This window comes from Desulfovibrio mangrovi (assembly GCF_026230175.1).
Classification (GTDB): domain Bacteria; phylum Desulfobacterota; class Desulfovibrionia; order Desulfovibrionales; family Desulfovibrionaceae; genus Halodesulfovibrio; species Halodesulfovibrio mangrovi.
In genome coordinates, this window is the sequence record NZ_CP104208.1 from 737,028 (window position 1) to 751,495 (window position 14,468).

The following is a 14,468-nucleotide window of genomic DNA, read 5'->3' on the forward strand; positions in this document are numbered from 1 at the left end:
TGGTTTTAATAAAAGATGATGCGTCTTTTCATCCAACGCGGGGGGAGTGAATGGGTACTACTGAATCTCCTTCATCTTCCAGAGGCAAGGAAGCTCTCTGGGTGCGTTATTTCCTTTGCCTGTGCGTGGCCGTAGGCATTGTTCTTGCCTCCCTGCTTGCCACATTTCTTCATCACGACAAAGAGATCATGGCCCGTGAACTGGTTGTACGGGCTCGCATGCACTTTCACAGTATTCTCATCATGCGTCGATGGAACGCCGATTACGGCGGCGTTTTTGTTGAAAAAAAGCCTGGAGTAGAGTCCAACCCCTATCTCATCAATCCGGATATTGCGACCTCCAACGGGACTGTGCTTACCAAGCGTAATCCTGCTCTCATGACCCGTGAGATATCCCGTATTTTTGATGAAGCAGGACTGCTGCGTTTCAGGATCACAAGTCTTAATCCACTGAATCCCGATAACAAGGCCAACTCATTCGAGCAGCGTGCCCTGCGGAGCTTTGCGCTTGGTGAAACCATTGAACTCTTTGAGGAGTATGAGGAAAAGGGCAGGAAGCGTTTCCGGTATATGGCTCCATTGTACACAGAGGAATCATGTCTTACGTGCCACGGAAAGCAAGGATACTCGGTGGGAGATGTCCGTGGCGGCATAAGCGTTGCGTACGATATTACCGAGTTGCGACAGGAAGAAGCTGCAAAACATGTTCAGCTGCTGGTGATTGCCGCGGGAGTGCTGGCTTTGCTGCTTGGCACCCTTTATGCCATTACCCGCATCATGCAACTGAAACTGCAGAAGGCGCAGCAGGCCATTGAGACAATGGCCATAACGGACGAGCTGACCGGATTGTACAATCGTCGTTATGCCTTCCAGAAGCTTGCGAACGAGTTGAAGTTGGCAAGCAGGCATGGAACGCTATTTACTTGTCTGATGCTTGATATCGACTATTTCAAGGATGTGAATGATACGTATGGACATCCCTCCGGCGACAAGGTGTTGCAGGACCTTGCCGGTATCCTCCGCACCAATTCACGTGCGACGGATACAGTTGCCCGCTTCGGGGGCGAGGAGTTCATGATCATTCTGCCTCTTACGGACTCGGAGGGTGCTTGTTCTGCAGCAGAGAAGATTCGAAAAGCTGTTCTTGAGCATGTGTTTAAAATGGATACGGATATTGAACTGCACCTGACTGTGAGCGTGGGATGCTCAACGGTCCGTTTCGGAGGCGATGGCATCATTTCGGTAAAGGATGTTGTCGCCATGGCGGATAAGGCATTGTACAGGGCGAAGCGCGCAGGCAAAAACCGCGTGGAGAGTTTGCCGCTGGTGGCCGGAACAGTTGGAGACGTTTCCGTTGGAAACCCCGAAGGGGTGTAACAACAAGCTGGTCTTTCCCTGCCGTTGTTCATGAAAAAAAGCCGGAACACATATGTGTTCCGGCTTTTCCATTTCAGATTTGCGTAGTGTTACGCCTTGGCGTTCGCCGCGTCGTATTCTGCGGCAAGGGAGTTCATAAGCTCCTTCACCGACATGATGCGGTCAACACGGTGCACATTGGAGCCGGAGAAGGCAAAACCGCGATCAAGGTTGCCCTTCTTTGCGTTGAGCAGGGCAGAGGCGATGCAGTAAGGGCTGTCTTCCTTCTTGCAGTTGTGGATGCATTCGAAAATGCACTTGAAGGGCTTCTTGAGGCCCGCTCGGGCGTCTTCCACGAATTTGCCGATGATGGCACGGCCGGGCATGCCCACGGGGCTCTGGATGATGGTTACATCCTCTTCCCTGGCGTCGATGTAAGACTGCTTGAAACGGTCGTCGGCATCGCATTCGTGGGTGGCCACGAAACGGGTGCCCATCTGTACGCCGGAAGCGCCCATGTCGAGGAACTTCTTGATGTCCTCGCCGGTGTATACGCCGCCTGCGGCAATGACGGGAATCTTCTTGCCATGCTTTTCTTCAAAGACTTTCACGGCTTCAACGACCTGAGGAATGACCACTTCCAGCGAGTGGGCAGGATCATCCAGTTCTTCGCGGCTGAAGCCGAGGTGGCCACCGGCCTTGGGGCCTTCGACAACAAAGGCGTCGGGCAGGTAGTCGAACTTGGAGAGCCACTTTTTGCAGAGAATGGTGGCGGCACGGGCGGAAGACACGATGGGAACGAGCTTGGTGTGCGCCTGTTCCTTCTTCTCATCGTAGTATTCCTTGAGATACTTGGGCATATCCAGCGGCAGGCCTGCGCCGGAAAAAATGACGTCCACCTTCTCTTCGATGGATGTCTTTACGAGGTCGGCAAAGTTGGTCAGGGCGACCATGATGTTTACGCCGAGCACGCCGTCGCTCAGTTCACGGGCCTTGCGAATTTCCTTGCGCATGGCGCGGATGTTCGCTTCGTGGGGGTTCTTGCCCACGTCAGGCTCGCTCATGCCGATCATGGCACCTGCGATAACACCGATGCCACCCTCATTGGCAACAGCACTGGCAAGGCCGGACAGGGAAATTCCCACACCCATGCCGCCCTGCACGATGGGCATACGGGCGACGATGTCGCCTATTTTCAAAGACGGAAATGACATGATTCAGTCCTCCAAATTGCGGTGCTTCACGCCGCATTGGTAATGAAATGTCGTGTCAGTAAAAACACGACAGCGGGAGCAACGCGCCGGAATCCGGACGCACCACTCCCAATGGTCCCTCACGGGCGGTTCTTACACAGAACAGCAATTAGCGCAAGTGCACCATGCGCAGTGTTTTCCGCGGTTGGGACGGTAGAAGGGGACTGTTTCCATGTGCCGGAATAGGAATTCCATCAGAAGGGGAATCTGTTGCCCTATGACTGCCTCGCGCACGTCTTCTTCCGTGCCGGGGCCAAATAGCAATACTTCCTTGCCGTTGCTGCGCAATTCAACCCATCCGGCATCCCCTACGGGGAGCGGAGCCCCCTGCCGGACGCCTCTGGGATAAATGTACAGGTAGGCCGGAAGCTGCACGCTGGGCAGTTTTCCCGCAAGCAGGGCAAGGGTGTCGTCGTCTTCGCCCTGCCAGCAGCGCAGGCGGCTCCAGAGCATGTCGTCGCCCCAGATGTCGGGATTGGGACGGCTCACCTTGCCGGTCTTGTAGTCCAGAATGACGGTTTGGCCTTCGCGTTCATCCACGCGGTCCATGCGACCGGCAAGCCGTCTGGTCTTGCCGTCAACCGCAACTTCGGCCTCATAGCGTTGCTCCAGAGCCACGACCCAGGTTTCCGGCTGGTGATCGATGAAGCTTGCAAGCCGTTTGCGACCCGCCGCCTCAAGCATGAGGAAGGAATCGAAGGGCAGGCTGTCCTTGAGTTCGCTCTGGTGTAGCTTGTGTGAAAAGAGGTCCTGCAGGCGCAGGGCATCGTCTTCTTCAAAGCGGACCATCCGTTTGAGGTAGGGTGTGTAGAAGTCTTCCAGCACACTGTGGAGCAGGTCGCCGATACCGGCGTAGTCGTCTCCCTCGTTCACCTCATCAACGCTGCCCACGCCGCAGAGCCGTTCATGGAAGAAGCGGACCGGGCAGGTGAGATAGGTGTCCAGTGCGGACGGGGAGAGCGGCCGTTGCAAGTACTCGTTCAGACGCGCCGAGACTTCCGGCGTGCGTTCCACGGACTTGTCCATTCGCGTGATGGCAGGCATGGGATAGGATATGGCGTGCAGGGGCGGTGTGCCGGCGGTGATGAGCGTGCCGCGCTTCTTTTCTTCCTGCCACAGCAGCTCTTCCACAAAGCGGGAGCGCGCGCGTTTTTCTTCGAAAAGGCCGGAACGTTCCACGCCCGACTGGTAGTAGATGGTTATATTCTCGGCCCCCTGCAGCAGGCGGTGGAAGTTGTAGGCGGAAACCAGCTCCCGGTGGCGGGAATCCGGCAGTCCCAGCATGCCGCGCAAGGAGTCGGGCAGGAGCGGATCGTTGGCCGGTGCGCCCGGGAGCTTGTCTTCGGTCGCATCAATGACGTGCACGGTATTGAACCGCAGCAGACGCGTTTCCAGCATACCCATGACCTGCACGCCGGTGAGCGGGTCTGCCTCGAAGGGAACGCGCTCCTGCCGGATTGTTTCGCGGAGGATGGTGAACAGCACGTCCCTGGGGAAGGCCTGCGTTGCCAGCGAGCATTCGCGCAGCATGGGGATGACGCGGTGCATGAGACGGAAGATGGACTCCGCATCTATGGGGAAGCGGTCCCACAGGTCTCCGCCGTGGGTGAGCAGCAGAGTGCACAGATCGGCCAGCGTGTCCGCCATGTCCTGCGGCGTGGCAAGGTCTTCCCAGCGTGTCACGGTGAGGTCAAGAACGGCGGCAAGCAGGGTGCGGACATCGGCCTCCGGCAGGCGCCCCTGCTCATCAAGGTCCGGATGCAGTGCCCTCGGGTCCGTATAGCGTCTGCCCGTCCGCACGGATGCCTCCATGTGATGCAGGGGTACGCCGAGCGGGCGCTCTTCTGCGATGGTGAGCATTTTCAGATACGGGTGTCTCAGAAGGCCGATGACTTCCTTCCAGTGGTAAGATTTTGCGTTGGCGGTTTCCTGCAGGCGCATCACTGTTTCCAGCAGGCGAAACAGGGTGGAGCGGCCCAGCGGATAGCCCATGGAAATGTTCACGTCCTTGCGCGGCAAATGGTGCAGCACGGGCATGAGCAGGCCTGTGTCGGGCAGCACCACGGCGGAGTCTATGGTTGCCGGCGCATTGTCGGATGAGGCGTCTGTTTTGCTCTCCGGGGCGTATTCCGAGAGGGTGCGCTCCAGCACGTCGAGCTGGGAGTGCAGGTCGAATCCTTCGTGAAACACGGTTTCTCGTTTGCGGGATTCCGGTTCCTCGATGCAGACCGCCTTGGAATTCCAGCGGGAGAGCCAGCGCGTGTGTTCGCGGCAGGCCCAGTGCGCCCTGGAAGGGGCATCAGCAAGCCGGACATCGGAATGGAGCACGATATGCGCCCCGTGTTCTTCACTCAGATGGCGGAAGATCGCCTCTTCCACCCCGGTGAGACCGTAGAATCCGGCAACGAAGATGTGCTTGCCGCGCAGGCAGGCGAATTCCGGCGCAGCTCCCTCCCTCCGTTGTGCTTCGATGTATCGCAGCACGCGGAATGCGTCGTATCCGGGAGTGGTCCACCCCCGTGCATCCAGTTCTGCCGTATAGGCTCTGTGTATGCGGCCCAGCGAACCGAGCAGCCCGGCGGCAAAGTCCACCACCTGCCCTTCCATGTAGGTCACGTCTTCCGGTTCGATATTCTGGTTGTAGAAGTCCTCAAGCAGGTTGGCAAGGCGCACGCCCCACGGAAAAAAGCGGTTGGTGTCGCCCGTGGGCAGGGGCAGGGCGTCATGCGAGTCCTGTGTTTCTTGCTCAAGGCAGCGAAGCAGAAGGCCCACGCGGTCCAGCATTTCGATCTGGTCCGGCGGGTTGTTCTCAATCTCGGAGCGCAGGGTGCCGAAGAGCTCGCTCACGGTCAGCATCTGCGACAGCGCGAAGGGCTTGGGCAGTTCCGGCATGGCGTGGAGTGTGTCTGCAAAGTAACGGCGCGGGCGGCTGTGCGGTACGATGATGCAGGCCCGTGCGGGGTTGCCGTTCGTCTCGGTCAGCACAAGGCGCGCAAGGCCTGCGAGGAAGTCGTTTTCCCACGGAATGATGATGAAGGGGTGGGCGCGCATGCTACAGCTCCGTCGTTGTTTCGGAATAAGAGGTGATGCGGGGATGTTCCGTCATGATGCATTGGCGGGCATCCAGATAGACCAGCGCGCTGTGCAGGCTGTGCCCGCTGTATGCGGGAATGGCCGCCAGCAGGTTAACGTAACGAGAAACCTGCTGCTTGTGGGCGGAAGAGGGCTGGCCTGTCTTGTATTCCACAACAGTGAGCGTCGTGCCGTCATCCACCAGCAGGTCGGTGCGGTGCTGGTTGCCGTGGCTGTCCATGATGGACTGCTCCGGCGTGCCATGATGTTGCCAGTGCGGGAAGTCCGGCAGGGTAGCAAGCCAGTGCAGCATGTCCTGCAGTTCCGCCTGCGTGGTATCCCTGTCCGGTATGGGCAGCGGGGCGGTGCGCATGCCGTGGCGCACGGCGCGCTGCACGTCCTGCATGACGGATGCAGGCGTTGCGGGCAGGGTGAGTCGGAGGCGTTCCAGGCAGGCGTGCACCAGCGTGCCGCGTCTTCGTTCGTCGAACACCAGTTCCTTGAGCGGGTTACGGAAAATCTTGAGGCGCGGCAGCCATTGCATGGGCTTCCAGTCGCCTGTGGGCAGGCTTTCTTCGGAGGAATATGCCGTGGGCACCGCTGAAGCGGCAGTTTCATCGCCAGCTTCGTCACCAGTCTTGCCAGTTGCTATGGATTGTCCCATGGCTGCTTCCGCAGGAAGTGCATGTTCCTTCTGCATTGCCCGGGACTGGGCTGCAATTCGCGGAGCAGGCCGTTTTCCTGCCGGGGGCGTGCCGAACGAAGCCTCCGGCTCCCGATCCTCTCTGTTCACTCCCATGCCATGCTCGTCCAGAAGGAGGCGTAATGCCACAAGGGTCGGGGACTGCGACTCATGATGGGGCGTGGTGGTGATGAAGGCGTGCAGTTCGTCTACGGGACGGGTCCACGCCACGTAGAGCAGATGAAGCTGTTCGCGCGCTTCCGCCGCAAGGGCCGCATAATACGGCTCCCCCAGTTCCTTGCAGCGGGGGACCATGATTTCTTGCCCCAGCACATTTATCCGTTCAGGGGTATCGCTGCGGCGCATGGTGTGGTGGTGGAAGGGAATGACCGCCACGGGGAACTCCAGCCCCTTGGATTTGTGCATGGTCATGATGCGCACGGCGTCCACGTTTTCAGGCATGGGCACCTTCTCTTCACCGCCGCTTTCGGTCCACTGGTCAAGGAAGGACGACAGGGAGCGCATGCCGCGTTCTTCTGCCGCAAAGACCACCTCAAGGAAGCGTCGCAGGAAGATGCCTTCATCCTTGAATCGCTCGAAGGCGTTGGTGCGGGCATAGAGTTCGCGCACGGTGTCGTAGGCGCTCATCAGGCCCGCCTGCGAATAGAAGGGCGCTATCCACTTTCGCCACGCCTCGGGAAAGGCTTTTCGGAATGCCGAGAAAAGCCGTCCTTCGCGTGGGGCGGCCAGCCAGTTGTCCAGATCAGTGGCCGAGAGGCCCGCAAGGTCGGCAAAGAGTCCCCTGCCGGAGACAAATTCCCAGAAGGCCATGTCGTCCGGCGGGTAATCAAGAAAACGCATAAAGGCCACGGTCTGCGTGACAAGCGGATGGTCGGCCAGCTTCAGGCTGTTTTCCGTGATGACCGGCAGATTCAGGTTTACGAGCCATTCGGCCACCAGCGCTGCTTCATCATTGGTCCGCACCAGCACGGCAATGTCGCCGCAAGGTCTGCGCGGAATCAGCTCGTCGCGGAACAGGGTCGTCAGGCGTTCTTCGACCTGTGCGAGCAGATCGTCCTTGCTCTCGGCGGAGATGTCGTAGAGGTGGACATATCCGCCGCTGTTTTTCTTGTGTTCGGGCACTTCCTGCGCTGCTCTGCTGAAGCCTTGAACTATATCGTCCACGGTAGCGTTCACGATCCGGTCCGGTGCTCCGGAAAGGATTGCGGAGGCAAAGGCGCGGGCAACTTCCGGCTCTGCAAGCTGTGAGAAAATGCCGTTGTTGAATTCCACGATCTGCGCACGGCTGCGCCAGTTGTTGGGCAGCGGGGTGCGTTTGGGGTTCGGGGCGATGGCCCGCAGTTCCGGATCGTTCAGGATGGATTCGAACAGGGCGGAGTCGCCGCCGCGCCAGCCGTAGATGGCCTGCTTCACGTCGCCCACATAGGTGAGGGTGCCGTTCTTGGCGAGACATTCCACGGCAAGGGGCTGAATGGCCTCCCATTGCGGTACGGAGGTGTCCTGAAATTCGTCGATGAGCAGGTGTGTGAGCCGTGTTCCCATGCGGCAGAAGGCTTCCGAGGCACCGGTCTCGCCGGAAAGCACGTCGCGGGCATAGCTGGGCCACAGGGATGCAGGTACCTTGCCTTCGGTCTGCTGCATTTCGTGCACCATGCGGGAGAGCGGCTCTGCCAGCCGCACAAAGGGAACAAGGACGAGCGCTTTGCGCACCAGATGACCGGGGCCCGTCAGTGCTGCGTGAGCTTCGCGCAGGTCGCCGTATGCTGCGTCAAGGTCATCGGAAGCCTTGCCTTTGGAAGCCTTGAGCAGGCAGTCGTCGATGTGTGCCTTGGCAGTGTATGCCGAATCCGCCGGAGGCCTGAACGGATTGGAGGCAAGCGCCTTGTCGAGGTACTTGAGAAAGTTGGCCTGCGGGCCGAGTTTTTCCGCCTCCATCATGGCTTTTACGGCATTGGCGGCCGTAAGGTAGTCGCCGTGCATATTCACGAGCCAGCCGCGCAGAATATCGCCATCCGCATCGGGCAGGGAACCTTCCTGCAGGCTGCGGGTCATGAGTGCGAAGAGGCGGGTGCGCAGTGTTTCGCCCGGCACAAAGCCTTCCTTGTCCGTGAGCATAAGCAGGGACCGGCAGGCATCTGCAAGCAGTTCGCGTTCGGGGCCACCGGCGCGGGCGGTATCCAGAAGCCTGTCGTAGAGCGGCTCGAACAATTCCCTTTCGTCGAAAACGGGTTCGAAGTCCGGCGGCAGCCCAAGCTCAAGTGCGGAAAGCCGCACCAGCATGTTCAGCAGGCTGTCTATGGTGCGCACGTTCAGCGAGGAGTAACGGCGCAGCAGAATGTCCACCCAGCGGGCCGCAGTGTCGGGGGCCCAGTCGGATGCGGCGTTGCGCGGTTCGATGTTCAGCGCGCGTTCCTTGAGGGAACGCACGATACGTTCGCGCATTTCCGTGGCGGCCTTGTTGGTGAAGGTGACCGCAAGAATCTCCGGCCAGCTGTGGCCGGTCTCTTCGTCGTTGTCCGCATGGCGTATGGCGCAGGCGGGGCGGGCGTCTTCCACGGCTTCCTTGAGCAGCGTAAGAAATTGCCGGGTCAGGGTATATGTTTTCCCGGACCCGGCAGAGGCTTTGATCTGTTGCAGCATGAATTACAGTTCGCAGTAGTTGTCGGGCACCATGCCGCGCAGGGCGGATTGGCCTGTTGATTCGAGAACGGCACGCCAGTAGTCCGAATGAATGTTCAGCGTGCGACGCTTGAGTGTGACGAGGTCGAGCGGAATGTGCACGTAGCGGTCCATGAGCTTGGATACCACCATGGAGGTCTTGCCCGCCATGGCGGCATGCACCGCGCTTTGTCCCAGCAGCCCGCAGTAGATGCGGTCGTTGGCGTTGGCCGGGATGGAGCGGATAATGTAGCTCGGGTCAATATACTTCAGCGTGTAGGGCATGCCGATGTTGTTCAGGTATTCCTTGATGCGGTCCCGCAGCAGGGTGGTGAAGTCGCCCAGAACAGGGTTGCCGGAGATGTCCGTTGCCTTGCTGGTGGACATGAGGTGCTGGCCTGCGCCTTCGGCCACCACGATAACGGCGTGTCTGCGTCTTTTCAGGCGGTCTGCCAGTGCGGGCAGCAGGCCGTTTTCCCCTTCCAGCTCAAACTGGGTTTCGGGAATGAGTACAAAGTTCACTTCCTTGATGGAGAAGGTCGCCTGCGCGGCAATGAAACCGGATTCGCGTCCCATCAGTTTGACAAGGCCGATGCCGTTCATGGCGCCCTGCGCTTCGGTATGGGCGCAGCTGATGGCCTCCGTGGCCTTGTCTACGGCCGTTTCAAAGCCGAATGACTGGGGAATGAAGCTGATGTCGTTATCAATGGTCTTGGGAATGCCGATGACGGCAATCTTGAGATTGCGCTTGGTGACTTCCGCCACAATGGATTTCACGGCCTTCATGGTGCCGTCGCCGCCGATCATGAACAGGCAGTTCACGTTCATGCGTTCAAGGGCGTCCACAATGTCTTCCGGATTCTGGGGCCCGCGGGAGGAGCCGAGCACCGTGCCGCCGAACTGGTGAATGCTGGATACGGAATCCGGTGTAAGCTCCACTATCTCATGGCCATACTTGGGGATGAAGCCTTCAAGCCCGTATTTGATGCCCATGACGCCCGCCACGCTGTAGTTGTGGTAGGCTTCCATGACGATGGCGCGGATGACGTCGTTGATGCCGGGGCACAGGCCGCCGCATGTGACGATGGCACACTTGGTTTTGGCCGTGTCGAAGAACAGATGGCGGCGTGGTCCGGCGCTTTCAAAACGGATGGGAATGGGCGGCCCATCGCCGATTTCTTCAAGGAATTCCTTGTCGAGAAAGACGTTAAGCCCCTTTTTGTCATCCTCGAACCGGCAGAAGGATATGGGCGAAGGAATCTTGGCATTCCCCAGCGTGAGGATAGTCGTATCAAGAGATAGGCTATCCTGGTCGGTTTTGCGTTTCGGCATGAAAGACTCCTGATGGCTCGTGACGGACGAACGCATCGTTCGTCCTTTCGGTTCGGGGTTTTCAAACAATACAGGCTTATTACCACAGGGTTCGCTGCAACGCCAGAGCGCGTTGCGGGCTGCGGGCAAAATATCACGAACCGCGGGGCGCGGTTTCTCTTTACACCCCTTGCAAAACTGCATAGGTTCGTCGGATAGAAATGAAATACAACAGGTTGTGTGGTGAAATTGTGACGATGAAACCCCTACTCGTAACACTGGGCGATCCGAACGGGCTGGGCCCCGAACTGGCCTGCCGTCTTTTCGGGCTTGGCGGCAGCGGTTCCCTGCCGCTGGTGCCGCTTATTCTCGTGGGGCCGGAAGCGGCTCTGGAAATGCATGCGCGTCTGCTCGGTATTGCGCCTTTCTGGACGCGAATCGAAGATCCTGCACGGGTGAGCGGTGAAGAGCCGGGAATTTTCCTGTTTGAACCCATCGGGCTTGAAGGGCTCAGGCTGGACATGGGACAGGCCACCCCGCAGGGCGGCAAGGGGGCAGGGTACTCGCTTGAAGCTGCCTGCAAGCTCATCCGGTCCGGCGTGGCGGACGGTGTGGTCACCTTGCCGTTGCACAAGGCCATGCTTCAGGAAGCAGGTTTCAATTTCCCCGGGCACACGGAGTTTCTGGCGCGTTTTGCCGGATTACGGGACGAAGACGTGTGCATGCACCTGTGCGGCAGCAAGTTGCGGGTGAGCCTTGTCACCACGCACCCTCCGCTGCGTGAAGTGCCCGACCTCATCAGCCGCGAGCGTATCAAACGCTGTCTGGCCCTGACTGTGGACTTTGTCCGCAAGCTCGGCGTGAAGACTCCCGTTGCCGTGTGCGGTTTGAACCCGCATGCCGGGGAATCCGGCAAGATCGGGCATGAGGATTTGGAAATCGTGGCGCCTGCAGTGGAGGACGCTCGTAAGGCCGGTCTTAACGTTGTAGGCCCGCTGCCTGCGGATACGCTTTTCTACCGCGCTGCCAAGGGCGAATTTTCCGCAGTGCTGGCCATGTACCACGATCAGGGGCTGCCGCCTCTCAAATTGATGCATTTTTCCCGGGCCGTGAACGTGACGCTTGGTCTGCCTTTTGTGCGGACCTCGGTGGACCACGGAACTGGTTTTGATATTACGGGCAAGGGCGTTGCCGATACCGGCAGCTTTGAAGAGGCCCTTACGCTTGCCGCCCGCTTGATCGAATTCTAGCAGGGCTGTTGCGGAGTGTGACGGCTGCCGTTTCCGGCTGTGATTAACGGGAGGATAGTGTGCGTATCGGCATTGACGTAGGGGGAACCCATACTGACGCGGTGGTGGTGGATGGCGGCAGGGTTGTCGCTTCGGCCAAGGTCGTGACCGATCACCATAACCTGCTGTCGTCCGTACAGAGTGCGCTGCAAGGTGTGCTGAAGGATATCGATCCCAAGGCGGTGTCGCGCCTGAACCTTTCCACCACCCTGTCTACGAACGCCATTGTGGAAGGCAGGACTGAGGATGTGGGGGTGCTCGTTTCCGCCGGCCCCGGCATTGATCCCGACGATTATCAGGTGGGGCCGTACTACTACACCGTCAGCGGTTCCATCGATCACAGGGGTGAGGAAATTGCACCCCCTGATGTGCAGGAGGTGGATAGCCTCGCACGCAATTGTTGCGAGACGGGCCTCAAGGTCTACGCCGTGGTGGGCAAGTTTTCCACCCGTAACCCCGCCCACGAAATCATGCTGACGCAAGGGCTCATGGCCTGTGCCGACTTCGTCTCGCAGGGGCACCGTCTGTCCGGACAGCTCAATTTCCCCCGCCGTATTGCAACCGCCTATTACAATTCCGCGGTCTGGCGCATCTACAACAAGTTTGCGGATGCCATCGAGGAGAGCGTGCGCGAGTACGGCATTTATGCCCCCGTGCATATTCTCAAGGCGGACGGCGGTACCATGCCTCTGGCCACTTCCCGCGAGCACCCCGTGGAATCCATTCTTTCCGGTCCTGCTGCGAGCGTCATGGGTATTATTGCCCTGTGCGACATTCAGCAAGACTCCATCATTCTCGATATTGGCGGCACCACCACGGACATCGCCATATTTGCCTCCGGTTCGCCGGTTATCGAGAATGACGGCATCGAGGTGGGCAGTTATCCGACGCTTGTTCGGGCTCTGCGTACCCGGTCCATCGGCATCGGCGGCGATTCGCGTCTGCACGTGCAGGCCGGAGCTGTGCGTGTGGGACCGGAACGCGTGGGACCATGCATGGCTGCGGGCGGCAAACAGCCTACACTCATTGATGCCCTCATCTACAAGGGGCTGGCAGAATTCGGTGACGTGGAAACTAGCAAGGCAGGTATCCGCAACCTTGCGTCCCTGTGGGACATGTTCCCGGATGCCCTTGCGGACGCCGCCATCGATGCCGCCGTCAACAGCATTGCCTCAGCCGTGGAAGGGCTGCTGGATGAGGTGAACTCCCGTCCCGTATACACCATCATGGAATTGATCGAAGGGGCGAAGCTGGAACCGAGCCGCGTGTATGTCATGGGCGGGCCCGCAAAGGCCTTCAGCGGCCTGCTGACCAAAGCCTTGCAGCGCAGGGTGGAGGTGCCGGAGGAGCACGCCATAGCCAATGCCATCGGTGCTGCGTTGACCCGCACAACCTTTGAACTGGAATTGTTTGCGGATACTGAAAAGGGCGTTCGTTTCATTCCCACGTTGGGCATCCGTGATGTGGTGCAGCGCGGATACGTGCTGGAACATGCGCAGAAGGATGCCGTGAGCCTGCTCCTTGAGCATCTGGGCGAGCAGGGCGTGGCGGTGCATGAACGCGATGTGGATATTCTGGAGGCGAACAGTTTCAACATGGTGGGCGATTACGGCACGGTGGGACGCAATATCCGTGTGAAGTGTCAGGTGCGTCCCGGCGTTGCGGAGGCGTTTCGTCATGATTAAGCGGTTGATCGCCTTTGTCTTGTTCTTTCTAGCGGCGGGGGCTTCTCCCGCCGTTTCTACGTGGGCACATGCGGCAGGCAAGGCTTCGCTGCATGATATGGCGGGACAGATGCTGCTGGTCGGTTTTCGCGGCATGGACGTTACGCCGGAAAGCCCGATCATACGCGACATCATGCAGTTCAACGTGGGCGGTGTGATCCTCTTTGACTACGATGTGGCTCTCAAGAGCAAGGGGCGGAACATCCGTGACCGCGCGCAGGTCAAGGCGCTGACGGACTCCCTGCAGCAGGCGGCGCGCATGCCGCTGTTCATTGCCATTGATCAGGAAGGGGGGCGTGTCGCCCGTTTGAAGCCGGAATACGGCTTTGCATCAACGCCGTCTGCCGCTGTTCTGGGCAACGGCACTGTGGACGAAACCCGCAAGGCGGGCGAGACGGTGGGGCGCATGTTGGCCGACGTGGGGGTGAACTGGGACTATGCCCCCGTGCTGGATGTGAACGTGAACCCTGAATGTCCTGTCATCGGCAAGCTGGGCCGCAGTTTTTCATCCGATCCTGATGTGGTTGCCAAGCACGGAGCCGCATTTGCCGAAGGCCTGAACAGGTACGGCGTCATAGCCTGTCTCAAGCATTTTCCGGGGCATGGCAGCGCTACGGCGGACTCGCACCTTGGCGTGACCGACATCACGGCCACATGGTCTCTCAAGGAATTGGCCCCGTTCAGAACGGTGCTGGAGCAAGGACCACGCAGCGGCCTGCGCACGGCGGTCATGACGGGGCACTTGTTCAATGCCCGGTTGGATGCCGAGTATCCGGCCACGCTGTCCCGCAGCACCATAACCGGTCTTCTTCGCGAGCAGTTGCGCTATGACGGGCTGGTCATCACCGACGATATGCAGATGAAGGCCATTGCCGATGTCTACGGGTTGAAAGAGGCCGTGGAACGGGCCATAAACGCCGGTGCGGACATGCTGCTTTTCGGCAACAACATCAGCTACGATCCTGACATCGTTCCAAAGGCGACGCGGATCATCATGAAGCTGGTGGAATCGAAACGGATTTCGCGTCAGCGGGTTGAACGTTCCTACCAGCGCATTCAGGCTTTGAAAGCGGGAATACGAAAGAGGGACGGACAGAAGTAAC

General features: G+C 59.2%; 8 protein-coding genes. 4 read left to right on the top strand and 4 right to left on the bottom strand.

What is annotated here, in order from left to right; translation table 11 throughout:
* Positions 1–50: 50 nt before the first annotated feature.
* The gene (locus N1030_RS03425) at positions 51–1,376 is read left to right on the top strand and encodes a diguanylate cyclase (RefSeq protein ID WP_265827693.1); all 1,326 of its coding nucleotides are present in this window, start codon (positions 51–53) and stop codon (positions 1,374–1,376) included.
* A gap of 89 nt (positions 1,377–1,465) precedes the next feature.
* Here the strand turns inward: N1030_RS03425 and N1030_RS03430 are convergent, their stop codons facing one another.
* The 4 genes from N1030_RS03430 to N1030_RS03445 all read right to left on the bottom strand — a co-directional run bounded on the left by N1030_RS03430 (position 1,466) and on the right by N1030_RS03445 (position 10,373).
* Complete coding sequence (locus N1030_RS03430; RefSeq protein ID WP_265827694.1) at positions 1,466–2,569, bottom strand: NAD(P)H-dependent flavin oxidoreductase; 1,104 nt, start codon at positions 2,567–2,569, stop codon at positions 1,466–1,468.
* Positions 2,570–2,701: 132 nt separating this feature from the next.
* Positions 2,702–5,659: a PD-(D/E)XK nuclease family protein gene (locus N1030_RS03435; RefSeq protein WP_265827696.1), complete on the bottom strand. Its 2,958-nt coding sequence runs from the start codon at positions 5,657–5,659 to the stop codon at positions 2,702–2,704.
* A 1-nt stretch (position 5,660) separates the two neighbouring features.
* Positions 5,661–9,023, bottom strand: coding sequence for a UvrD-helicase domain-containing protein (locus tag N1030_RS03440; protein ID WP_265827698.1), 3,363 nt, complete (start codon positions 9,021–9,023; stop codon positions 5,661–5,663).
* Between the two features lie 3 nt (positions 9,024–9,026).
* Positions 9,027–10,373, bottom strand: a complete 1,347-nt coding sequence (locus N1030_RS03445) for an ATP-dependent 6-phosphofructokinase (RefSeq protein ID WP_265827699.1) — start codon at positions 10,371–10,373, stop codon at positions 9,027–9,029.
* 236 nt (positions 10,374–10,609) lie between these two features.
* Here N1030_RS03445 and pdxA point away from each other — a divergent pair, with 236 nt between their 5' ends.
* From pdxA to N1030_RS03460, 3 genes are read left to right on the top strand one after another with little or no spacing between them, the layout of a single operon-like run.
* Complete coding sequence (gene pdxA, locus N1030_RS03450) at positions 10,610–11,602, top strand: 4-hydroxythreonine-4-phosphate dehydrogenase PdxA (protein WP_265827702.1); 993 nt, start codon at positions 10,610–10,612, stop codon at positions 11,600–11,602.
* Positions 11,603–11,661: 59 nt separating this feature from the next.
* Complete coding sequence (locus N1030_RS03455) at positions 11,662–13,326, top strand: hydantoinase/oxoprolinase family protein (protein ID WP_265827704.1); 1,665 nt, start codon at positions 11,662–11,664, stop codon at positions 13,324–13,326.
* Entirely contained in the window at positions 13,319–14,467 is a 1,149-nt protein-coding gene (locus tag N1030_RS03460; RefSeq protein WP_265827705.1) for a glycoside hydrolase family 3 protein, read from the top strand. The genes N1030_RS03455 and N1030_RS03460 overlap by 8 nt, the downstream gene beginning before the upstream one ends.
* Position 14,468: the final 1 nt, after the last annotated feature.

Bases quoted from the DNA above. Each gene is read 5' to 3' on its own strand.
- pdxA (WP_265827702.1), top strand. From the start codon at position 10,610: ATGAAACCCCTACTCGTAACACTGGGCGATCCGAACGGGCTGGGCCCC.
- N1030_RS03425 (WP_265827693.1), top strand. From the start codon at position 51: ATGGGTACTACTGAATCTCCTTCATCTTCCAGAGGCAAGGAAGCTCTC.
- N1030_RS03460 (WP_265827705.1), top strand. From the start codon at position 13,319: ATGATTAAGCGGTTGATCGCCTTTGTCTTGTTCTTTCTAGCGGCGGGG.
- N1030_RS03440 (WP_265827698.1), bottom strand. From the start codon at position 9,023: ATGCTGCAACAGATCAAAGCCTCTGCCGGGTCCGGGAAAACATATACC.
- N1030_RS03445 (WP_265827699.1), bottom strand. From the start codon at position 10,373: ATGCCGAAACGCAAAACCGACCAGGATAGCCTATCTCTTGATACGACT.
- N1030_RS03435 (WP_265827696.1), bottom strand. From the start codon at position 5,659: ATGCGCGCCCACCCCTTCATCATCATTCCGTGGGAAAACGACTTCCTC.
- N1030_RS03430 (WP_265827694.1), bottom strand. From the start codon at position 2,569: ATGTCATTTCCGTCTTTGAAAATAGGCGACATCGTCGCCCGTATGCCC.